The organism is Herbiconiux oxytropis, assembly GCF_024979315.1.
GTDB classification, from domain to species: domain Bacteria; phylum Actinomycetota; class Actinomycetes; order Actinomycetales; family Microbacteriaceae; genus Herbiconiux; species Herbiconiux oxytropis.
This window is the reverse complement of sequence record NZ_JANLCK010000004.1, coordinates 125,365-147,845: the sequence shown is the minus strand read 5'-3', so window position 1 is coordinate 147,845 and position 22,481 is coordinate 125,365. Positions and strand designations below refer to the sequence as shown.

17 protein-coding genes are annotated in these 22,481 nt (G+C 69.6%); 8 read left to right on the top strand and 9 right to left on the bottom strand.

Translation table 11 applies throughout. The features are described from left to right. Positions 1–117: 117 nt before the first annotated feature. The 4 genes from N1028_RS09170 to N1028_RS09155 form a co-directional block, all read right to left on the bottom strand. Positions 118–1,086 carry an AraC family transcriptional regulator gene (locus tag N1028_RS09170; protein ID WP_259526783.1) on the bottom strand — a complete coding sequence of 323 codons (969 nt, stop codon included), beginning with the start codon at positions 1,084–1,086 and terminating at the stop codon, positions 118–120. Between the two features lie 72 nt (positions 1,087–1,158). After that, complete coding sequence (gene glnA / locus N1028_RS09165) at positions 1,159–2,583, bottom strand: type I glutamate--ammonia ligase (protein WP_259526781.1); 1,425 nt, start codon at positions 2,581–2,583, stop codon at positions 1,159–1,161. Between the two features lie 115 nt (positions 2,584–2,698). Continuing rightward, the gene (locus N1028_RS09160) at positions 2,699–3,109 is read right to left on the bottom strand and encodes an RDD family protein (RefSeq protein ID WP_259526772.1); all 411 of its coding nucleotides are present in this window, start codon (positions 3,107–3,109) and stop codon (positions 2,699–2,701) included. 7 nt (positions 3,110–3,116) lie between these two features. Next, positions 3,117–3,830, bottom strand: a complete 714-nt coding sequence (locus N1028_RS09155; protein ID WP_259526770.1) for a DUF4191 domain-containing protein — start codon at positions 3,828–3,830, stop codon at positions 3,117–3,119. A gap of 152 nt (positions 3,831–3,982) precedes the next feature. Here N1028_RS09155 and N1028_RS19755 point away from each other — a divergent pair, with 152 nt between their 5' ends. Further along, complete coding sequence (locus N1028_RS19755) at positions 3,983–5,551, top strand: BUD32 family EKC/KEOPS complex subunit (RefSeq protein WP_310795583.1); 1,569 nt, start codon at positions 3,983–3,985, stop codon at positions 5,549–5,551. Positions 5,552–5,565: 14 nt separating this feature from the next. Here N1028_RS19755 and sucB read toward each other — a convergent pair whose 3' ends face one another. The 3 genes from sucB to N1028_RS09135 all read right to left on the bottom strand — a co-directional run bounded on the left by sucB (position 5,566) and on the right by N1028_RS09135 (position 10,234). Further along, positions 5,566–7,092 carry a 2-oxoglutarate dehydrogenase, E2 component, dihydrolipoamide succinyltransferase gene (gene sucB, locus N1028_RS09145; RefSeq protein ID WP_259526768.1) on the bottom strand — a complete coding sequence of 509 codons (1,527 nt, stop codon included), beginning with the start codon at positions 7,090–7,092 and terminating at the stop codon, positions 5,566–5,568. A 111-nt stretch (positions 7,093–7,203) separates the two neighbouring features. Beyond that, on the bottom strand, positions 7,204–8,577 hold the full coding sequence (lpdA, locus tag N1028_RS09140) for a dihydrolipoyl dehydrogenase (RefSeq protein WP_259526766.1): 1,374 nt from the start codon (positions 8,575–8,577) through the stop codon (positions 7,204–7,206). Positions 8,578–8,668: 91 nt separating this feature from the next. Further along, positions 8,669–10,234, bottom strand: coding sequence for a leucyl aminopeptidase (locus tag N1028_RS09135; protein ID WP_259526764.1), 1,566 nt, complete (start codon positions 10,232–10,234; stop codon positions 8,669–8,671). A gap of 85 nt (positions 10,235–10,319) precedes the next feature. On the opposite strand from N1028_RS09135, the gene N1028_RS09130 reads away from it, so the two are divergent. The 5 genes from N1028_RS09130 to N1028_RS09110 all read left to right on the top strand — a co-directional run bounded on the left by N1028_RS09130 (position 10,320) and on the right by N1028_RS09110 (position 16,201). Then, positions 10,320–11,252 carry a proteasome assembly chaperone family protein gene (locus N1028_RS09130; protein WP_259526757.1) on the top strand — a complete coding sequence of 311 codons (933 nt, stop codon included), beginning with the start codon at positions 10,320–10,322 and terminating at the stop codon, positions 11,250–11,252. A 36-nt stretch (positions 11,253–11,288) separates the two neighbouring features. Then, positions 11,289–12,602, top strand: coding sequence for an MFS transporter (locus N1028_RS09125; protein ID WP_259526755.1), 1,314 nt, complete (start codon positions 11,289–11,291; stop codon positions 12,600–12,602). 200 nt (positions 12,603–12,802) lie between these two features. Further along, a complete protein-coding gene (locus tag N1028_RS09120) occupies positions 12,803–14,113 on the top strand; it encodes an RNA polymerase sigma factor (protein ID WP_259526746.1) in 1,311 nt (436 codons plus the stop codon). Positions 14,114–14,117: 4 nt separating this feature from the next. Then, a complete protein-coding gene (locus N1028_RS09115) occupies positions 14,118–15,464 on the top strand; it encodes a MurT ligase domain-containing protein (RefSeq protein ID WP_259526745.1) in 1,347 nt (448 codons plus the stop codon). Beyond that, complete coding sequence (locus tag N1028_RS09110; protein ID WP_259526733.1) at positions 15,461–16,201, top strand: type 1 glutamine amidotransferase; 741 nt, start codon at positions 15,461–15,463, stop codon at positions 16,199–16,201. The genes N1028_RS09115 and N1028_RS09110 overlap by 4 nt, the downstream gene beginning before the upstream one ends. A gap of 24 nt (positions 16,202–16,225) precedes the next feature. Here the strand turns inward: N1028_RS09110 and N1028_RS09105 are convergent, their stop codons facing one another. After that, positions 16,226–18,313, bottom strand: coding sequence for a DNA gyrase/topoisomerase IV subunit B (locus tag N1028_RS09105; RefSeq protein WP_259526731.1), 2,088 nt, complete (start codon positions 18,311–18,313; stop codon positions 16,226–16,228). A gap of 215 nt (positions 18,314–18,528) precedes the next feature. Here N1028_RS09105 and N1028_RS09100 point away from each other — a divergent pair, with 215 nt between their 5' ends. Then, positions 18,529–18,759, top strand: a complete 231-nt coding sequence (locus N1028_RS09100) for a DUF7455 domain-containing protein (protein WP_259526729.1) — start codon at positions 18,529–18,531, stop codon at positions 18,757–18,759. Between the two features lie 6 nt (positions 18,760–18,765). Here the strand turns inward: N1028_RS09100 and N1028_RS09095 are convergent, their stop codons facing one another. Beyond that, complete coding sequence (locus N1028_RS09095; protein ID WP_259526727.1) at positions 18,766–21,243, bottom strand: DNA gyrase/topoisomerase IV subunit A; 2,478 nt, start codon at positions 21,241–21,243, stop codon at positions 18,766–18,768. A 145-nt stretch (positions 21,244–21,388) separates the two neighbouring features. Here N1028_RS09095 and N1028_RS09090 point away from each other — a divergent pair, with 145 nt between their 5' ends. Beyond that, positions 21,389–22,468 carry an alkaline phosphatase family protein gene (locus tag N1028_RS09090; RefSeq protein WP_259526726.1) on the top strand — a complete coding sequence of 360 codons (1,080 nt, stop codon included), beginning with the start codon at positions 21,389–21,391 and terminating at the stop codon, positions 22,466–22,468. The last annotated feature ends 13 nt before the right edge of the window (positions 22,469–22,481 follow it).

Below are 22,481 nucleotides of genomic sequence, written 5' to 3'. Positions count from 1 at the left end.
GACGGGGCCGCGGGATGCGCGGTGGACCCATGGTCGTCAAGAAGGCGGGCGGTGACTATCCGAACGGAGCGCCGGCTATCCGGATTGCGATTAACGCTTCGTCACGGACGCCGGGAGTCAGCGGGCGAGGGTCTGCGAGGGGGACTCCTGGAACGTCTCGCGGTACTGCACCGAGAACCGGCCGAGGTGGAAGAAGCCCCACTTCGTGGCGATTTCGGAGACCGTGCTGCGCGTGGCATCCGCCTCGAGCAGTTCGGCGCGTGCGCGCTCGAGCCGGGTGCGGCGGAGCAGTTCCATGGGGCTCGCTCCGCGTTCGCGCTGGAACGACTCCTGCAGCTGACGCACGGTGGTGCCGGAGGCGGAGGCCAGCTCGGCCACCCGCCAGGCGCGTTCGGGCTCGGCCTCGATGAGCTCCGTGGCGCGGCGCACGGCCCGGCTGGGTGCGCCCGGTCGCCAGGAGGGGGAGCGCTCCTCCACGAGTGCGCTGTTGGGCTGCGCCGCGAGCAGCCCGCCGATCAGGAGGTGCTCGAAGTGGGCGTGCGCGAGCGGCGAGGTGAGCACGGTGTCGCCGGCCTCGATCTCGTCGCGCATGAGGTGCACGATCCGCAGCCAGCTGCGCACCGCCGGCGCGTCGAGGTCGACGCCGGGGGCGAAGACGACCGGGCCGGGTTCATCACCCGCTCCCGCCATCCGCTCGACCGCGTGCCGGTCGAGGTAGACGATGAGCTGCTCGCAACCGTCGGACCACAGCATGTCGACCGCTTCGGTGGGCGAGATGAGCGAGGCGCGGCGGCGATCCGACATCACCGTGTGGTCGCCCACCTTCACGGCCGCGCGGCCCGCGAGCGGGATCTGCACGAGGTAGAAGTCGTCGAGGCGACCGGGCGAGATGCGCACCTCGTCGCCGTAGCGGAGGTAGTTCAGCCCCACCTCGCCGACGAGGGCGCCGTTCAGCACGGTGTCGAGGCGGCCGCGCGGGTCGGTCATGGTGAGCCTGTGGTCGCAGAAGACGCGCGCGACCTCGTTCCTGGCCTCGGCGAGATCCGGGGTCTGGAAGACGTTGTGGTGCTTCAGCGGCGTGTTCATCTCTCACGCCATGTGTACACGAAGAAGGCCGCACCCTCCAAGGAGAATGCGGCCTTCGACATGATCAGCGGATCAGACGCCGTAGTAGAGCTCGAACTCGAACGGGTGCGGGCGCTGGGCGATGGGCTTGATCTCGTTCTCGCGCTTGTACGAGATCCAGGTCTCGATCAGGTCGGGAGTGAAGACGTTGCCCTTGGTGAGGAACTCGTGGTCGGCCTCGAGAGCGTCGAGGGCGGCATCGAGCGATGCGGGGACCTGCGGGATGTTCTTGGCCTCCTCGGGGGGAAGCTCGTACAGGTCCTTGTCGACGGGCTCGTGCGGCTCGATGCGGTTCTGGATGCCGTCCAGGCCCGCCATCAGCTGCGCGGCGAACGCGAGGTACGGGTTGCCCGAGGCGTCAGGCGCGCGGAACTCGATGCGCTTGGCCTTGGGGTTGGTGCCCGTGATCGGGATGCGGATCGACGCCGACCGGTTTCCGGCCGAGTAGACCAGGTTCACGGGGGCCTCGAAGCCGGGCACGAGGCGGTGGTAGGAGTTCACCGTCGGGTTCGTGAAGGCGAGCACCGCGGGAGCGTGCTTGAGCAGGCCACCGATGTACCAGCGGGCGAGGTCGCTGAGTCCGCCGTAGCCGGCCTCGTCGTAGAACAGCGGCGTGCCGTCGTTCCAGAGCGACTGGTGGGTGTGCATGCCCGAGCCGTTGTCGCCGAAGAGCGGCTTCGGCATGAACGTGGCGGTCTTGCCCCACAGGTTCGCCGTGTTCTTCACGATGTACTTGAACTTCAGGATGTCGTCGGCCGCGTGCACCATGGTGTCGAAGCGGTAGTTGATCTCGCCCTGGCCGGCGGTGCCGACCTCGTGGTGGGCGCGCTCGAGGATGAGACCGGCGTCGATGAGCTTCAGCGAGATGTCGTCGCGGAGGTCGGCGTGCTGGTCGACGGGGGAGACGGGGAAGTAGCCGCCCTTGTAGGGGGTCTTGTTGGCGAGGTTTCCGCCCTCCTCCACGCGTCCGGTGTTCCAGGCGGCCTCGTCGGAGTCCACGGAGTAGAAGCTCGAGTTCTGCTTCACCTCGTAGCGCACGTCGTCGAAGATGTAGAACTCGGCCTCGGGAGCGAAGAACGCCGTGTCGGCGATGCCGGTCGATGCCAGGTATTTCTCGGCCTTCTTGGCGACCTGACGCGGGTCGCGGCTGTAGATCTCACCGTTCCGGGGGTTGTAGATGTCGAAGACCAGGATGAGGGTGCGCTCGGCCCGGAAGGGGTCGACGTAAGCCGTGGAGACATCGGGGATGAGCTGCATGTCCGACTCGTGGATCGACGCGAAGCCGCGGATCGACGAGCCATCGAAGAGCTGACCGACGGCGAAGAACTCCTCGTCGACGGTGGAGGCGGGAATGTTGAAGTGCTGCTGCACACCGGGAAGGTCGGTGAAGCGGATATCAAGGAACTTGACGTCGGTGTCCTTGATGAACTTGAGCACCTCGGAAGAATCACTGAACATGTGAGAGATCTCCAAATGGCTTGGAACAGGAAAAAACTACAAAGATGTAGCCACAGGTAAGGCTAGCGGTAAGCCGTTACCCGTCGGTGTCACCCTTGTTTCCGGGATGTTACGACTAGCGCTTCACCAGGACGGTGCCGGAGAACACGTCGTGCAGGCCTCGCTGATCCGAATCCCAGATCACGGCGGGGACGACGAGCACGAGGAGGACGGTGCGCACGATCGGGCGCCACCAGCCGGCGTACGCCCCGTTCAGCCGCACCACACGCATCCCGAGCAGCAGGTGACCGAGACCGCCGCCGAGCGTGGCCATGAGCACGACCTGCTCGATCAGGAAGATCACACTCGACGCCCACGGGTTCTCGAAGAAGAAGGCGACGTAGATGACGTAGCAGAAGGCGAAATCGATCAGCAGAGCAAGGATGCGGCGGCCCGGGCGCGCCACGGAGCCGCGCCCCTCGCGGTTGAAGCCCAGGCGCTCGCCCGGCCAGTCGCTCGGGGCGGCTCCGCCGGAGGTGGTGGTCACCCGGGTCTCAGCGACCGCGCTGGGGGCGCATCCGCATCGGGTCGATGCCCTTGGGGATGGGCAGGGGGGACGACGAGAGCGAGGTGAGGCGGTTGGACACCGCGAGAACCTCGGGCTTGGTGAGAGCGGGCTTCAGGCGGGCCATCTTCGCGGCCACGCGGTGAAGCGGCACGGCGTCGGGATCCGGGCCCACGGTGAGGAAGGTCACGGGCACGTTGGGGAGGATGCGGAGAACCTTCCGACGCTCCTCCTCGAGCATCTTGGTGGTGCGCGTGCGGGGGCCCTCCCCGATCAGGACGACTCCGCCGCGGCCGACGGCCCGGTAGACCGCATCCTGCGACTTGCCGTTCACGGCGATCGGCATCTCGCTGCCTGTCCAGCTGCGCTTCAGCGAGCTGCGCAGCACGGCGCCGACGGCACCGGGCTGGCCCTCGATCTGCTTGTAGGCGGCGCGCTCCGCACGGCGGCCGAGGATGATGAGAGCGGCGAGCAGCCCCGCGAGCACGCCCGCGAGGATCCACATCACGAGCCCGAAGACGTTGTCGCGCGAGAGGATGAGCGCGAGGGCCACGCCGGCGAGCACCGGGAGCGCGAAACCGAGCGCCATGATCCAGACCGCGTTGGAGTCGTAGCGGCGGGTCATCTTGAAGACCTGCCACATCTGCTTGATGCGACCCGGTTCTTTGGGCTTCTTCGGTGCGGAGTCGGTCTTGCGTGCCATGCCTCCAAGGATACTTCGTCGGCCCCTCCGCCCGCGCCACCTGTTCGCGGCGGGCGTGCGTCTGCTCCTGCACAGCGGCGGCGGCGCGTGGGGCCGTCCACCGGAACGCGTTGGGCGACCCTCTGCTGCGCATTTCGGGGCACCCTGGGCGGATGCGACGTGCTGACACGACTTCGGAGTCCCGGGTGCCCGTGGTGGGTGGGTACACCCTCACGGAGGTGCTCTCTGTGGGGGAGCGCGCGAACGTGTTCGCCGCCGTGGCCGGCGCGGAGCAGCCGGGATCGTCCGAGGCCCGCTCCGTCGTGGTGAAGGTGCGGTTGGGCGGGCCGGGCACGTCGGTGCGGCACGCCCGCTTCGCGACCGCGAGCCACCTCGCCGAGCTCGACGTGCTCTCGGCGCGGCCGATCGCGGCGATGCCGCGGCTGCTCGAGGTGGTGGGCGACGAGGAGGGGCGACCCGCTCTCGTGCTCATGCGGTGCGGGGGCCGGCCGCTGCGTGAGGTGCTGCGGGCATCCGGCGACCGCGACGACTCCGTGGTGCGGATGATCGGTGCCGCGGTGCGGCAGCTGCACGAGGCCGGCTGGGCGCACGGTGGTCTCGATCCCGGATCGGTGCTCGTCGGAGCCGACGCAGCGGTCACTCTCGTGGGGTTCGGTCGCGCCGTCGCGCACGGGGCGCCGGGGTTCGACGACGCCGTGGGCCGCGACGTCGCGTGGGTCTCGCGGCTCGCGCGAGCGCGGGGTCGGGATCGAAGTCCGGATCGGGATCGGGATCGGCCCGTCGTCGAGGAAGGCGCGACCGCCGTCGCCGTCGCGAGCGTCGCACCCGCCGACGCGCCGCCCGCCGACGCCGAGCTCGCACCCGAGCTCGAGGCGGAGTGGGCGTGGCCGGATGAGCGCGCCCGCGCACCGGTGGGTGCCGGTGACGCGCCGCGGATCGCCGAGACCGTCGATCCTGCGCTGGCAGCAGTGGGTGAACTCCTGCGTGCCGTGCGCGCCGCGCCAGGCGGCTGGGCTCGGCGGCTGCCGCGACGCGTGCTGGCGAAGGCCGGGCTCGCTGCCGTGCTGGTGGTTGTGGTGGTCACGGCGGTCGTGGTGCTGCTGCCCGGGGGTGAGAGCGCTGAGGGTGGGAATGGCGGAGGCGGCGCGGTGGAGAGCGGTGCGGTGGCACAGGGGGGTGCTGAGGGCGACGGTGGGGCCGAGGGTGACGATGGGGCCGTGGGTGACGGTGGAGCTGGAGGGGACGGTGGGGCTGAGGGTGACGGCGGCGCTGGAGGGGACGGTGGGGCCGACGGGGCCGTCGATCGCGAGCGGGCTGCTGACGGGCCGGTGGAGGATGCGGCGCCGACCTCGGGGGCGGATTCGGCGGTGAGCGGCGATGATCCGGTGGCGGCGACAGCGGCGCTGCTGCGGGCGCGGGCTGAGTGCTTCGCGGCAGGGGACGCCGCGTGCCTCGACGGGGTGGATCAATGGGGGTCGCCGGCGCTGACGGCCGACCTGGAGGAGATGCAGCCGGATTCGGGCGAACGGAGGAAGCTGCCGGTCGAACCCGGGGCCGAGATCCTCCGCCTGGTGCAGCGCGTGGGTGACTTCGCGCTCGTCGAGGTGACCGGGGAGGAGGGCGCGCCGGTCGACGGGGCGGGAACGGCAGCGGCCCCGCTCCTCGTGGTGAGGGGCGGGGCCGGCTGGAGACTGCGATCGTACGGGCCGGTGGGCCCGTGAGACGGCGGCGAGGGCTAGATGCCCAGGTCGCCCTCGAAGTCGCCGTCCTCGAGGCGGTTCTTCACGGCGGTGAGGAAGCGCGCGGCGTCCGCTCCGTCGACGATGCGGTGGTCGTAGCTCAGCGCGAGGTACACGATCGAGCGCACCGCGATCGCGTCGGCGCCGTCGACGGTCACGACCGTGGGCTCCTTCGTGACGATGCCGGTGCCGAGGATGGCCACCTGCGGCAGGAACACCAGCGGGGTGTCGAACAGCGCACCGCGCGAACCCGTGTTGGTGAGCGTGAAGGTGCCGCCGGAGAGCTCGTCGGGCTTCAGCTTGTTGTCACGGGTGCGGGCGGCGAGGTCGGCGATCTGGGCGGCGAAGCCCGCGATGTCGAGGTCGCCGGCGTTCTTCACCACGGGGGTGAGGAGACCGCGCTCGGTGTCGACCGCGATGCTGATGCCCTCGTGGTCGGGGTAGACGATCGACTCGCCGTCGACGGTGGCGTTGATGACCGGGTAGGCCTTCAGCGCCTCGGTCGCGGCCAGCGCGAAGAACGGCAGGAAGGAGAGCTTGGTGCCGGTCTTCTCGAGGAAGCGGTCCTTGACCGCGGTGCGGAAGGCGGCGACCTTCGTGACGTCGACCTTCACCACCGTGGTCAGCTGGGCCGACGCCTGCATCGAGGCCACGGCGCGCTCGGCCACGACCTTGCGGAGCCGCGACATCGGCTGCGTGGTGCCGCGGAGCTCCGAGACCTCGAGGGGAGCACGCTTGGCGGGAGCGGCAGAAGTGGGCGAGGCCGCAGGTGCTGCCGCCTTCTCGACGGCGGCGAGCACGTCCTCCTTGCGGATGCGGCCTCCGACGCCCGAGCCCGTGACGGTCGAGAGGTCGATTCCCTTGTCGTGGGCGAGCTTTCGCACGAGCGGGGTGACGTAGCCGGCGTTCGAGCCACCGGCTGCGGGAGCCGAGGGCGCCGCGGCGGCCGGAGCAGGAGCAGCGGCAGGAGCCGGAGCAGCAGCGGGGGCCGGAGCAGCAGCCGGGGCCGGAGCGGGGGCAGGAGCGGGAGCGGGAGCAGCAGCCGGTGCGGCCGCGGGAGCAGGGGCGGCAGGTGCCGGAGCCTCCTGAACGGGCTCGGGAGCCTCGGCCGGGGTCTCCTCGGCGGGTGCCGGAGCGTCGACCGACGAGGTCACGACCTCTTCCGGGGCCTCCTCGGACGGAGCAGCGGGAGCGGTCTCGGCAGGCGCCTCGGCCGCAGGAGCCTCGGCCTCGGCAGCAGGAGCCTCCTCGGCGGGAGCCTCGGGAGCGGCGGAACCGCCGCCCGATCCGTCGCCGATCGTGACCAGCGCGGTCCCGACCTCGACCGTCTCGTCCTCCTGCACGAGGATCTCCTCGATCACACCCGCCACCGGCGAGGGGATCTCGGTGTCGACCTTGTCGGTCGACACCTCGAGAAGGGGCTCGTCAACCTCGACACGATCGCCGACGTTCTTGAGCCATCGGGTGACCGTTCCTTCAGTGACACTCTCTCCGAGTGCGGGAAGGTTGACGGATTCGCTCATGACCTTTGTCTCCTTTTGGAACCGTTCGTTTTCAAGCCTAGTGGGCCGGACCTTGTGCTGCTCGGGCCGCGCGGCGCCTCATCGTGTGAGCCGCCGCGCGGAGGGTTCCGATCAGATGGCGTGCAGCGGCTTCCCGGCCAGGGCCAGGTGCGCTTCGCCGAGTGCTTCGTTCTGCGTGGGGTGGGCGTGCACGAGCGAGGCCACGTCCTCGGGGTAGGCCTCCCAGTTCACGATCAGCTGGCCCTCGCCGATCAGCTCACCCACGCGGGCGCCGATCATGTGGATGCCGATGACGGGGCCGTCGTTGACGCGCACGACCTTCACCGATCCGGTCGTGCCGATGATGTGGCTCTTGCCGTTGCCCGCGAGGCTGTAGTCGTAGGCCGTGATCTTGTCGGCGCCGTACTTCTCGGCAGCCTTCGCCTCGGTGAGGCCCACGGAGGCGACCTCGGGGTCGGAGTAGGTGACCTTGGGGATGTTGACATCCTCGACCACCTGCGGGTTGAGCCCCGCGATCTCCTCGGCCACGAAGATGCCCTGCTGGAAGCCGCGGTGGGCCAGCTGCAGGCCGGGCACGATGTCGCCCACGGCGTAGACGCCGGGAACGCTCGTCTCGAGGCGGTCGTTCGTGATCACGAAGCCGCGGTCGACCGTGACACCGGCCTCCTCGAAGCCGAGACCCTGGGTCGCCGGACCGCGTCCGACGGCCACGAGCAGCAGATCGCCGTCGAAGGTCTTGCCGTCTTCGAGGGAGACCACCACGCCGTTGTCGTCCTGCGTGACGCCCGAGAAACGGGTGCCGAGGTTGAAGGCGATGCCGCGCTTGCGGAACGCGCGCTCGAACTGCTTCGAGATGGCCTCGTCCTCGTTGGGGACGAGGTGGGGGAGCGCCTCGATGATCGTGACGTCGACGCCGAACGACTTCCACACGCTCGCGAACTCGACGCCGATGACGCCGCCGCCGAGGATGACGACCTTCTTGGGGATGAAATCGAGCGCGAGGGCGTGCTCGGAGGTGATGACCCGGCCGCCGATCTCGAGGCCCGGGAGCGTGCGCGAGTAGGAGCCCGTGGCCAGCACGATCTTCTTGCCCGTGATGGTGTCGCCGCCGACCTGCACGGTCGTGGGGGAGGTGAGACGCCCCTCGCCCGCGATGGTGGTGATCTTGCGCGCCTTCACGAGACCCTCGAGGCCCTTGAACTTCGAGGCGACGATGCCCTCGCGGTAGGCGGTGACGGCGGCGATGTCGATGCCCTCGAAGGTCGTGTTCACGCCGTACTTGGCGGATTCGCGCGAGACGTCGGCCACCTCGGCCGAGTGCAGCAGCGCCTTGGTCGGGATGCAGCCACGGTGGAGGCACGTGCCGCCTACCTTGTCCTTCTCGATCATCGCCACCGAGAAGCCCAGCTGGCTTGCGCGCAGTGCGGCCGCGTAGCCGCCGCTGCCACCGCCGAGAACAACAAGGTCAAAGTTCTGGTCCGACACCTATGCAACTCCCTCGTGCGTCAGGATCCGTGCAGCGTCAGTGCGACGTGCACCGGAAATGGAGCGATATCTTTTCGCCCCTGCGAGCTTACTACCCACGGGAGAAGGACTCGGCAAGCCCGAGGAGGGTTCGCACGGTCACTCCGGTCGGTCCCTTCACGGTGTAGCCGTAGCCGCCGTCCTTGTTCTGGGCGGGGCCCGCGATGTCGAGGTGAGCCCACGGGATCGTCTTGCCGTCTTCCCGCTTCCCCACGAACTCCTGCAGGAAGACGCCTGCGACGAGCATCCCCGCCGCCGTGTTGCCGGGCTTCACGTTCGCGATGTCGGCGATGTCCGAGGCGAGCAGCGGCCGGAGCTCGGCAGGCAGCGGCATCGGCCAGATCGATTCGCCGGCCTTCTTCGCCGCGCCCAGCACATCGGCGACGAGGGCCTCATCGCCCATGGCCGCGACATAGCGGTTGCCGAGTGCCACGACCGCCGCCCCGGTCAGGGTTGCCACGTCGACGATGGCGTCGGGCTGCTCGGCACTCGCGGCGACGAGGCCGTCGGCGAGCACGAGCCGGCCCTCGGCATCCGTGTTGAGCACCTCGACGGTGCGGCCGCCCTTGATCGTGAGCACGTCGCCGGGGCGGATGGCGGTTCCCGAGGGCATGTTCTCGGCGAGGCACAGCCAGGCCGTGATGCGCACGGGCAGCTCGAGCCGGGCGGCGGCCAGCACGGCGGCGAGCACGGTGGCGGATCCGGCCATGTCGTACTTCATGCCGATCATCGACACCGGCGGCTTGAGCGAGAGCCCGCCGGTGTCGAAGGTGATGCCCTTGCCCACGAACGCGAGGTGCTTGGCGGCGCCGGCGGGGGAGTAGGCCACCTTGACGAGCCGAGGCGGCCGGGTGGAGCCCTGGCCGACCCCGGCGATGCCGCCGAAGCCCTCGGCCACGAGCTCCTGCTCGTTCCACACCGTCACGTCGAGCGGGAGGCCAGCCGCGAGCTCCTGCACGCGGTCGGCGTAGACCGAGGGGTAGAGGTCGAGCGCCGGGATGTTCACGAGGTCGCGCACGAGGGCGACCGCGTCGACGGAGGCGAGCGCCCGCTCGAGCGCCGCGGCCGCGGCCTGGCTGTCGAGGGCCGACACGATCGAGATGGAACGGGCGCGCGGAGACGAGGTCGCAGACCCCGCCTCCTCTCCCACGGGCTCGGCCGCCTCGGCGGGCGAACCGTCGGCAGGTTCGGCACCGATGCCCCGGTAGTCGGTGAAGTCGTAGGAGCCGAGGCCGGCGCCCTCGGCGACCGCCACGAGCTGCTCGGACGACTCCAGGCCGAACGAGATCACCACGGCGTCCTTGGCTGTGGTGCGACGGCCCGCGACTCCTGCGGCGTAACGGAGGGCGTCGACGTCGGGCGAGGCGGTGCCGAGACCCACCACGGCGATGCTCGCCGCCGTCAGCCCCGCCGGAGCAGGCAGTCGCACGAACTCGTCCTTCTTGCCCCCGAAGCCGATGGCCTCGAGGGAGGCGGCGACGGCCGACACCACCGCGTCGGCGGCTCCGAGCACCACGAGCCCCGAGCCCTCGGTCGGCGCATGCGCCGCGAGCACGAGCACCTCGCCGTCGGTCGTGGTCTGGTCGGAGGAGCGGATCGAGAGCGTGGCCGAAGTCATCCCGCCATCGTATTCCCGCTCCCTGTTCGCTCTCGGCATGCCGCCATCGGAAGGTCGCTCCGACAGCCCGGTTTAGAGTTGGAGCATGGATCGACCCAGTGGGCTGTACGACATCGTCGCCGAGAGCGGCCTCGTTCCCGAGGGACTCGACCTGGTGGCCGGCCTCACCGGGTTCACGGATGCCGGCGCAGCGGTCTCGCAGTTCGGCGACTATCTCCTCGACACGCTCGACAACCGGGTGATCGCGGAGTTCGACGCCGACGTGCTGCTCGACTACCGCGCCAGGCGCCCGATCATCACGTTCGACCACGACCACCTGAGCGACTACCAGCCGCAGACCCTCAGGCTCTACCTGATGAGCGACGAGCTCGGCCACCGCTTCCTCTTCCTCAACGGGTTCGAGCCCGACTTCCAGTGGGAGCGCTTCGCGGCCGCCATGATCGAGCTCGTGCAGACGTTCAAGGTGAAGACGACCACGTGGGTGCACGCCATCCCCATGCCGGTGCCGCACACGAGGCCCATCAACGTCACCGTGAGCGGCAACCGGATCGAGCTCATCGACGCCCTCTCGGTCTGGCGGCCGAGCACCCAGGCACCGGCCAACGCGCTGCACCTCGTCGAGTACCGGCTGCAGGAGCTCGGTCACCCCATCGCGGGCTTCGTGCTCCTCGTGCCGCACTACCTCGCCGACACCGAGTACCCGGCCACCGCCCTCGTGGCCATCGAGTCCATCAGCGCGGCCACCGGGCTGATCTTCCCCACCGATCAGCTCCGCGAGGAGGGCCGGTTGTTCGCCTCGAAGATCGACGAGCAGGTCGACTCGAACGCCGAGCTCGCCCGCCTGGTCACCACCCTCGAAGAGCGCCACGACACCTACATGGAGGGCACGAGCATCCGCTCGCCGCTCACCGACGTCGACGGCGAACTGCCCTCGGCCGATGAGATCGCCGACGAACTGCAGCGATTCCTCGCCGGCAACCGCTCGGGCGACGACCTCCCGCCCGGCACCGCGGGGTAGGTCGCCGCAAGGGGCCGCGGGCGTAGACTCCGAGCGATGAATTCGAGACGCGCCTGGCTGGTCTTCGCCGTGGGCGTCTTCGCCTACATGGCCGGCGTCCTGCAGCGCTCGTCGCTGGGCGTCGCGGGGGTCTCGGCCGCCGAGCGTTTCGACACCACGGCGGCGCTGCTCTCGGCACTGGCCGTGCTCCAGCTGGCCGTCTACGCGGGCCTGCAGATCCCGATCGGGCTCCTGATCGACCGTGTCGGCCCGAAGCTGCTTATCTGCGCGGGCTCCGGCGTGATGGTCGCGGGCCAGCTCGTCGTGGCGTTCGCCCCCGCCATCGAGCTCGCGATCGCCGGCCGGATGCTCGTGGGCGCCGGTGACGCCGCCATCTTCATCTCCCTCATCCGGCTCATCAACTCGTGGTTCAACGGCCGCACCGTGCCCCTGCTGTCGCAGTGGACGGGCAACGTCGGCGCCATCGGGCAGATCCTCTCGGCCGTGCCCTTCGCCTGGCTGCTGCACGAGCAGGGCTGGACGACGGCGTTCACGGCTGCGGCGTCGGTCTCGTTCGTGGGCTTCGTGCTCACCATCGCCTTTCTCGCCGATCGACCGGCGGAAGCGGCCGAGACGCGCGCTGCGTCGATCAAGGACGCTCTCCATGGACTCCGCCAGACGATCCGCCGGCCCGGCACGCAGCTCGGCTTCTGGTCGCACTACGTCACGCAGTCCTCCGGCACGGTCTTCGCTCTGTTCTGGGGATTCCCGTTCATGGTCTCGGCCCTCGGCATCCCCGAGACCACCGCGTCGATCCTGCTCGTCACCATCGTGGTGACCGGGCTCATCGCGGGCCCCATCCTCGGCATCCTCACCGCGCGCTTCCCGCTCCGTCGCTCCAACCTCGTGCTCGGGGTGACGGCGCTGCTCGGGCTGGTCTGGGGCGCCGTGCTGCTCTGGCCGGGGGTGCCCCCCACCTGGCTCATCGTCGTGCTCGTGGTCACGATGGGTGCGGGCGGGCCGGGATCGCTCATCGGCTTCGACTTCGCGCGCTCCTTCAACCCGATCCGCTCGCTCGGTTCGGCCAACGGCATCGTCAACGTCGGCGGGTTCCTGGCGAGCTTCGTGACGATGTTCCTGATCGGCGTCATCCTCGACGCCCAGCTCTCAGCAGGCTGGAGCGACGAGCTCTACGACCTCGACGCCTTCCGCCTCGCCTTCGCGGTGCAGTACGCGGTGGTCGGGTTCGGCGTGGTGATGCTGCTCTCGGCCAGGCGGCGGACACGCCGCAAGCTCGAGGAGGACGAGGGAATATCCGTGGGCCCCATCTGGGTTGCACTGTATCGAGCGTGGAGGCGCCGGGGGGCGTGAACGGCGAGAGGGCTGTTCTTTCCGTGCAATAATTGATAATGAAGACCCGTTCCTGTGTACGGATGCAGTCGTAGTCGAGGCTGCAGCGATCCGGCACTTGACATGGGTCTTAGTACTGTCCAAAAACATCTTCATGCGGCCGGCGTTCACGCCGGGGAATCTCATCCCAGCACCGGTCGCGTGGCATGAAAGGTGAACTAATGGCCACCCCCAAGACCGCAGACACTCTCGAGCAGGCAACGGCGCCTGACGAGGTCGAGTCGGCTGCCACGAAGCCCGCTGCCAAGCGCGCTCCCGCGAAGAAGGCGGCTGCGAAGGCGCCCGCCAAGGCGAAGGCCGCCCCCAAGCGTGCCACGAAGGCCAAGGCCTCCGCCGACGACGAGGAGGACGAGGTCGAGCCCGGCGAGGAGGCCGAGGTCGACGAGACCACCGACGAGGTCGAGGTGGTGGCCGACGACGCCGCAGCCGAGTCGACCGAAGAGGGCGAGGAGGGCGCGACCAAGGCCCCCGCCGCCGCGGAGGCGCTGCCCACGGGCGCACTCGTGCTCTCTCTCGTCGACGACGAGGACGACGTCCCCGTCTACTCCACCACCATCACGGGCGCCACCGCCGACCCGGTCAAGGACTACCTCAAGCAGATCGGAAAGGTCGCGCTGCTGAACGCGGCCGAAGAGGTCGAGCTCGCCATGCGCATCGAGGCGGGACTGTTCGCCGAGGACAAGCTGGCGAACACCGACAACCTCAGCCCCTCGGCCAAGCGCGAGCTGCAGTGGGTGGCGAAAGACGGCCAGCGCGCCAAGAGCCACCTGCTCGGCGCCAACCTCCGACTCGTCGTGAGCCTCGCCAAGCGCTACACCGGTCGCGGCATGCAGTTCCTCGACCTGATCCAGGAGGGCAACCTCGGCCTCATCCGTGCGGTCGAGAAGTTCGACTACACAAAGGGCTTCAAGTTCTCGACCTACGCCACCTGGTGGATCCGCCAGGCGATCACGCGCGCCATGGCCGACCAGGCGCGCACCATCCGCATCCCGGTGCACATGGTCGAGGTCATCAACAAACTCGCCCGCGTGCAGCGCCAGATGCTCCAGGATCTCGGCCGCGAGCCCACGCCCGAAGAACTCAGCCGAGAGCTCGACATGACGCCCGAGAAGGTCGTGGAGGTGCAGAAGTACGGTCGTGAGCCGATCTCCCTGCACACCCCGCTGGGTGAAGACGGCGACAGCGAGTTCGGCGACCTGATCGAGGACACCGAGGCGGTCGTGCCGGCCGACGCGGTGGGCTTCACGATGCTGCAGAAGCAGCTCGAGTCGCTGCTCGACTCGCTCTCCGAGCGCGAGGCCGGCGTCATCCGCATGCGTTTCGGCCTCGGCGACGGCATGCCGAAGACCCTCGACCAGATCGGCGACACCTTCGGGGTCACGCGTGAGCGCATCCGCCAGATCGAGTCCAAGACGATGGCGAAACTGCGCCACCCGTCGCGATCGCAGTCGCTGCGCGACTACCTCGAGTAGGCCGATGGCACTCCGCACCACGGCAGCCGTCCTCGTGGGGCGGGCCGTCAGGGTCGCCGCGCGCCTTCGCGGCGGCGGCTCGGCCATCCCCGGCAACATCGCGCTCCGCATCGATCCTGGCTTCCTCGAGCGCACGATCGCGCGCATCCCGCACGGCGTCGTGGCCGTCTCCGGCTCCAATGGCAAGTCGACCACCACCAACATGCTCGCGGCCATCATCCGGGCGCACGGGTTGAGCGTCTTCACGAACCCCTCCGGGGGCAACCTCCCGCAGGGGATCGCCTCGGCTCTGCTCTCGGAGGTCTCGGCGGGCGGGCGGCTGAACAAGGACATCGCGATCCTCGAGATCGACGAAGGCTACGGCACGCGGCTCGCCGAACTGCTGAAGCCGCGCACGGTGCTGCTGCTGAACATCCAGATCGATCAGCTCAATCGGTACCACGAACCGGATCGCGTGGCGACGATGCTCGGACGGGTCGCAACCGCCTCGACCGACGGACTCATCCTCAACCGCGAGGACAACTTCCTCGTCGACATGGATGCGCGGATCCCCGGCCGCTCCGGTCGGCGGGTCAGCTTCTTCGGCGGAGTGCCGAGTCTCGTCGACGACGCGAGCCACGGTGTGGCCTCGGCCGATCGCTTCGACGAGGGATCGGCCGTTCCGGGCTCCCGGGCTGCGGCCGTCGAGGTCGTGGCGCTCGACGGCGCCCGAGCCACCCTCGCGATCGACCCGTGGACCGCGGACGGCGAGACCGGCGACAGCGACGCCGCAGGAGATGCGCCCTCTCGAACCGAGATCGAGGTCCGTCTGCCGGCCCGCGGCATGCACTACGCGCTCGATGCCGCCGGTGCGGCCGCGACCGCGCGCAGCGTGCTCGGCGAACGGTTCCGGCCCGAGCTCGTGACCCGCGCCCTCGACACCCTCGAGACCGTCTACGGCCGGGGCGAGATGCTCGAGGTCGCCGGTGAGCAGATCGAGATCATCATGATGAAGAACCCGGCGAGCCTGCAGCTCAACCTCGACTCGCTCGAGGGCGCGCCCGAGCAGGTCTTCCTCGCCGTCGACGAGGGCACGCCCGATCCGTCGTGGATCTACGACATCGACTTCTCGGCGCTCGACCACGTCGACGGAATCACCGGATCGAAGGCGTGGCAGTTCGCCGTGCGCTTCGGCTACCTCGGCATCCCGGTCGGCGAGGTCGACCTCGACGTGCGCCGCGCGCTGAAGGCGTTCCTCGCCCGGCCGAAGCCCGCCACCGGACACAAGGTGATGATCCTGAACTACGAGCAGATGATGCTGATCCGCAAGATCCTGGGTTTCAAGGAGCTCGAGGGCGGGGGAGCGGCATGAGCGCTTCGCTGAAGATCCTGCACCTGTTCCCGCGTCTTCTCGGCCTGAACGGTGAAAGCGGGAACGTCGACATCCTGCGGCTGCGCTCCGAGTGGCGCGGTCTGCCCGTCGAGATCACGCGGCACGATGGCGGCGCTTCCGCCGGCTTCGGCGAGGCCGACCTCGTCTTCATCGGCAGTGGCCCCACCTCGGCCCAGCTGCTCGCGCATCCGCTCGTGCTCGACGTGGCCGCAGAGCTCCGTGAGCTCGCGGCGGATGGTCGGCCCTTCCTCGCCATCGGCGCCGGGTTCCAGCTGCTCGGCCAGACCATCGCGCTCGAGGGCGGCGACGTGCTCGAGGGCGCCGGTGTCTTCCCGGTGGCCACCCGGCACGGCGGCACGCGTGTGGTGGGCGACTTCGTGGTGGAATCGCCCCGGCTCGGCACCGTCGTGGGCTTCGAGAACCGCGGATCGTTCGTCGACGTCGGCCCGCACGGCACGCTCGGCCGAGTGGTCTACGGCCGCGGCAACACCGAGACCCCCTTCGAGGAGGGCTTCTGGGAGGACAACCTCCTCGGCACCCACATGCACGGCCCCATCCTCGCCAACAACCCGGGCCTGGCCGACTCCCTCCTCGACACGGCCCGCACCCGCCGAGGCCTCAGCTACACGGACCCGGCCCCGGAGCGCCTCCGGGAGATCGACGACAGAGCACGTGAAGCGCGCGGCACGATCGCGGCGGCGCCGCTGTCTGAATAGCGCGCCGCAGAGGCTGCGGCGCGCCTACACATCTATTCTCTCGCGGCTCAGGTCGCCCGAGCCGGCGATGATGAACTCCTTGCGCGGGGCCACCTCGTCGCCCATGAGGAGTTCGAACATGCGCTCGGCGGCCGCGGCGTCCGAGACGTTCACGCGGCGGAGGGTGCGCTGGCGCTTGTCCATCGTGGTGGAGGCCAGCTGGTCGGCGTCCATCTCACCGAGCCCCTTGTAGCGCTGGATCGGGTCCTGGTAGCGGCGGTTCGATTTCTTGAGAGCACCGAGCACGGCGGCGAGCTCCGCCTCCGAGTAGGTGTAGATGGTCTCGTTGGGCTTCGAGCCGGGGTTGATCGCCACCACCCGGTGCAGCGGCGGGACGGCGGCGTAGACCCGGCCGTCCTCGATCAGCGGCCGCATGTAGCGGAAGAACAGGGTGAGCAAGAGGGTGCGGATGTGCGCACCGTCGACATCCGCGTCGCTCATGAGGATGATCTTGCCGTAGCGCGCCGCCGAGAGATCGAACGAGCGGCCGGAGCCGGCACCGATCACCTGGATGATCGAGGCGCACTCGGTGTTCGAGAGCATGTCGGCCACCGAGGCCTTCTGCACGTTGAGGATCTTGCCGCGGATGGGCAGCAGCGCCTGGAACTCGCTGTTGCGAGCGAGCTTGGCGGTGCCGAGCGCGGAGTCGCCCTCCACGATGAAGAGCTCGCTGTTGACCACGTCGGAGGAACGGCAGTCGACGAGCTTCGCGGGCAGCGACGACGACTCGAGCGCGTTCTTGCGCCTCTGCGTCTCCTTGTGCGCCCGCGCGGAGATACGCGACTTCATCTCGGCCACGACCTTGTCGAGCACGAGCGCCGACTGCGTCTTGTCGTCGCGCTTGGGGGAGGCGAAGCGCTCCTTGAGTCCCTTGGTCACGACCTGGGAGACGATGTTCCGCACCGCGGGGGTGCCGAGGATCTCTTTGGTCTGACCCTCGAACTGCGGCTCCGGAATGCGCACGGTGAGCACCGCGGTGAGACCGGCGAGCACGTCGTCCTTCTCCAGCTTGTCGTTGCCCACCTTGAGCCGACGGGCGTTCGCCTCGACGGTCTGACGCAGGAACTTCAGCAGACCGGTCTCGAAGCCGGCCTGGTGCGTGCCGCCCTTCGGGGTCGAGATGATGTTCACGAAGCTCTTGAACGAGGTGTCGTAGCCGATGCCCCAGCGCAGCGCGATGTCGACGGCGCACTCGCGGATGAGTTCGGTGGGGATCATCGCGCCGGAGTCGGAGAGCACCGGGACGGTCTCCTTGAACTCGCCCGTGCCCTCGATGCGCCAGATGTCGGTCACGGGCGCGTCGGCCGCGAGGTGGTCGACGAACTCCGAGATGCCGCCCTCGAACCGGAACGACTCCGAGCGGGGCTCCTCGCCGCGCTCGTCGTCGATGGCGATCTTGAGGCCGGGCACCAGGAACGCGGTCTGGCGCGCGCGCACCGTGAGGTCGTCGGTCTGGAACTCCGCGCCCTTCGTGAAGATCTGGCGGTCGGCCCAGTAGCGCACCCGGGTGCCGGTGACGTTGCGGGCGGTCTTGCCCACCACGCGGAGCTCGCTGCGCTTCTCGAACGGTGTGAACGGCGCATCCGGGCTCGGCTCGCCGCCCTTGTCGTCGAACACCCCGGGCTCACCCCGGTGGAATGACATCGCCCAGGTCTTGCCGCCGCGGTCGACCTCCACGTCGAGTCGCTCCGAGAGGGCGTTCACCACGGAGGCGCCCACACCGTGCAGCCCGCCGGACGCCGCGTAGGAGCCAGAGCCGAACTTGCCACCGGCGTGCAGCTTGGTGAAGACGACCTCGACGCCCGAGAGCCCCGTCTTCGGCTCGATGTCGACCGGGATGCCCCGGGCCGTGTCGCGCACGGTCACGCTGCCGTCGGCGTGCAGCACGATGTCGATCTCGGTGCCGTGGCCGCCGAGGGCCTCGTCGACTGCGTTGTCGATGATCTCCCAGAGGCAGTGCATGAGACCTCGGGAGTCGGTGGAGCCGATGTACATGCCGGGCCGCTTGCGCACGGCCTCGAGGCCTTCGAGCACCGAGAGGTGCCGGGCAGAGTAGTCGGACGGTGAGGCCACCGGTTCTCCTTAGAAGGTCGTGCAGGGGAGCGGATTCCGCGTCCCAGTCCACAAGGCTAACCGGTCCGGGCCGCCCGCCCCGTGCGCCACACCCTCGGGCACGTTCTCACTACGCGCAGAGCGAAACACACCCGTTTGGCGGTCTGCTCCCGGAGAAGAGTGCTTTGATTGCACTACCAAGCCAGTGAACGCCCGAGTCGCCAGAGGAGCAGACCATGCAGTCAGTCGCCGCAGAGACCAACGCCGTTTCCGACCTCGAGAACGCCTACCAGCTCTCCGCAGCCGACCGCTGCGACAGCTGCGGTGCGCAGGCCTACGTGCGTGTCGACATGCCGTCCGGAGCAGAACTGCTGTTCTGCGCCCACCACGGCCGCAAGTACCAGGAGAAGCTCTCCCAGATCGCCACGGGCTGGCACGACGAGTCGGCCAAGCTCAACGACAAGTAGGTCGCTCTAGCTGCGCCGGGCCGCTCCCACCGAACCCACGACGCCGCTCAGACCCACCCCGGACGCATCGCGCCGGGCTCCCGATTCGGGAAGGGTCCGGGCGGCGCCGTCGTGTCCGACGGCGAGTGCGGGCGCGGGACCGGCCCACGCGACCGTCAAGGTGTCCTCGCCCTTCAGGAAGCGGTGGGCGCGCACGCCGCCGGTCGCCCGGCCCTTGGGCGGGAACTCGGTGAACTCGGAGACCTTGCCGGTGCCGACATCCGCTCCTGCGAGGGTCGACGTGCTCGCGGCGATGGTCACGACCACGGCGTCGCCCGTGTCGGGCACCGAGCCGAACCAGATCACCGAGGCGCCGGCGCCGAGGTTGATGCCGGCCATGCCGCCTGCGGCCACACCCTGCGGCCGCACGCTGGCCTGGAAGAAGCGCAGCAGCTGCGCATCCGAGGTGATGAAGACGAGCTCGTCCTCCTCCGAGTGCTGAGCCACCCCCACGACGGCGTCGCCGGTCTTCAGAGCGATCACCTCGAAGTCGGGGCGCGCGGGGTAGGCGCCGGGGGCGATGCGCTTCACGATTCCCTGGGCGGTGCCGAGGGCGATCGGCACGGTGGAGTCGAGGGAGACGAGTCCGACGACCTTCTCCCGCTTGGCGTCGAGCGAGAGGTAGTCGCCCGCCTTGACGCCGGCACCGAGCTGCACCGAGTTGGCGGGCACGGCGGGCAGGTCGAGGACCGGCATGCGGATGAGTCGCCCGGTGTCGGTGACGGCGCCGATCTCGGAGCGCCGTGTGGTCACGACCTCACTGCGGATCGCGTCGTGCTTGCTGCGGCGGCTCGCCACGACGGGCGCGGTGAGGCCGTCGGCGCGGAGCTCCTCGGTCTCCTCGCGATCGACGCGCACCACCCGGCCGGTGGTGCTGAGGTAGACGGTGCACGGGGCATCCGCCACCTCGAGCACCGGCTGGGCGCGCTTCGAGGCCCCGGCGAGCGACGGGCGCGCCTCGGTGAGCAGCGTGCGGCGGGGCGTGCCGTGCTTCTCGGCGACCTCGTCGAGCTCGTCCGAGACGGCCTTGCGGATGAGGGCGGGATCGCCGAGGAGGGCCTCGAGCTGGGCGATCTCCTCGCGGAGCTTGTCACGCTCGGCCTCGAGCTCGATGCGTGAGAACTTCGTGAGCCGGCGAAGGCGGAGTTCGAGGATGTAGTCGGCCTGCAGCACGCTGAGCTCGAACACGTCGATGAGCCGCGTGCGGGCCTGGTCGGTGTCGTCGCTGGCGCGGATGACCTGGATGACCTCGTCGATGTCGAGGATGGCGATGAGGAGCCCCTCGACGAGGTGCAGTCGCTCGCGTCGACGCGCCAGGCGATAGGCCGTGCGCCGCGTGACGACCTCGATGCGGTGGTTCACGTAGACGATCAGCAGGTCGCGGAGTCCGAGCGTGTGCGGGCCGCCGTCGACGAGCGCGACGTTGTTGATGCTGAAGCCGTCTTCGAGCGGCGTGAGCTTGTAGAGCTGCTCGAGCACGGCCTCGGGGTCGAACCCGGTCTTGATGCCGATCACGAGGCGCAGACCGTTCATGCGGTCGGTGAGGTCGGTGACGTCGCTGATGCCCTGGATCTTCTTGGCGGTCACGCCGTCCTTGATCTTGGCGATCACCTTCTCCGGGCCCACGAGGTAGGGGAGCTCGGTCACGACGAGGCCCGTCTTGCGGGGCCCCAGGGTCTCGATCGAGACCTTCGCGCGCGTCTTGAAGGCGCCGCGGCCGGTCTCGTAGGCGTCGCGGATGCCGGCGAGCCCCACGATCGTGCCGCCGCCCGGCAGGTCGGGGCCCGGGATGAAGGCCATCAGGTCGTCGAGCGTGGCGTTCGGATGCTCGATCAGGTACCGCGCGCCCGCGACGACCTCGATCAGATTGTGCGGAGCCATGTTGGTGGCCATGCCCACGGCGATGCCGCTCGCCCCGTTGACGAGCAGGTTCGGGATGGCTGCGGGCAGCACGTCGGGCTGGGTGAGCTGGTTGTCGTAGTTCGGGACGAAGTCGACGACGTCCTCGTCGAGCTGGTCGACCATGAGCAGCGCGACGGCGTCGAGGCGGGCCTCGGTGTAGCGCGCGGCTGCCGGGCCGTCGTCGGGGGAGCCGAAGTTCCCGTGGCCGTCGATGAGCGGGATGCGCATGGTCCAGGACTGCGCGAGCCGCACGAGGGCGTCGTAGATGGCCGTGTCACCGTGCGGGTGCAGCTTGCCCATCACCTCGCCCACCACGCGGGCGCTCTTGACGTGGCCCTTCTCGGGGCGGAGGCCCATCTCGCTCATCATGTAGAGGATGCGGCGCTGCACGGGCTTCAGGCCGTCGCGCGCATCCGGCAGTGCCCGGGAGTAGATGACCGAGTAGGCGTACTCGAGGAACGAGTCCTGCATCTCCGTCGAGACGTCGACGTTGAGGATCTTCTCGTCGCTCGTTCCGGTGGGATCGTCCGTTGCTCTCGTCATTCCTGTTTTTCTCGCAGGCCGTCCGCACACCGCGTCAAGGGCGGGTGGGGTCGGGGGGTCGTGTGCCAGACTTGGCCGAATGTCCACCATGCTACCGACGCGGCAGGCAGCAGAGCCGACTCTGGCCGACGTGTTGCCGAGTTGCGTGGCCGCTCTGGAGGGCGGCGGCGGCGTGCTGGAGCTCCCCGCGGCCGACCGCGTGGTCGTGGTGCTGGTCGACGGGCTGGGCTCCGCCGCCCTCCGCGCCCGGGCCGGCCATGCTCGCGCGATGGCATCCGGTCTCTTCAAGCGCACCACCATCACGAGCGGCTTCCCCACCACCACGGCGGCCGCGCTGAGCTCGCTCACCACCGGCGGCCGGCCGGGGCAGCACGGCATCGTGGGTTACACCGCGCTCGTGCCGGAGGCCGACGCCGTGGTCAACCAGCTCTCCGGCTGGTCCGACGTCATGCGCCCGGCCACCTGGCAGCGGCTGCCCACGATCTTCGAGCAGCTCGCCGCAGAAGGCGTGCCGAGCAGCACGATCGGCCCGGCGAAGTACGCCGACTCCGGTCTCACCCACGCCATCCTGCGCGGCGCCGACTACGTGGCGGCCGGATCCATCGCCGAGCGCTTCGACGCCGCACGTGCCCTCTTCGACCAGGGCGGGCGACGCCTCGTCTACCTCTACGTTCCCGAGCTCGACCAGATCGCGCACGCGCGGGGCTGGGAGTCCGACCGGTGGCTGGCCACCCTCGAGGCGCTTGACGCGGAGTACGCCCGCTTCTCGGCACGCCTTGGCCGGCGCGAGGGCCTGCTGCTCACCGCCGACCACGGCATAGTCGATGTGCCCGCCTCGAGCCACGTGATCTTCGGCGACGTGCCCGAACTCGTGCAGGGCGTTCGCCACGTGGGCGGCGACCCGCGCTGCGTGCAGCTCTACCTCGAGCAGGGGTCGGCTCCGGATGCGCGCACGCGGCTCGCCGACGCCTGGCACCGCCGCGAAGACTCCCGAGCCTGGATCGCGACCCGTGAGGAGGCGATCCAGGCGGGCTGGTTCGGCGAGGTCGACGACGCGGTGCTGCCCCGGATCGGCGACGTTCTGGTGGCCGCCCGCAAACTCGTGGCCTACTACGACGGCCGCGACGGCGATGTCACGGGCCGTTCCATGGTGGGCCAGCACGGTTCGCTGACCTCGGAGGAGACGCTCGTGCCGCTCCTGCGGGCCGGTGCCTTCGCGCTCTGACCCGGTCGAGCCG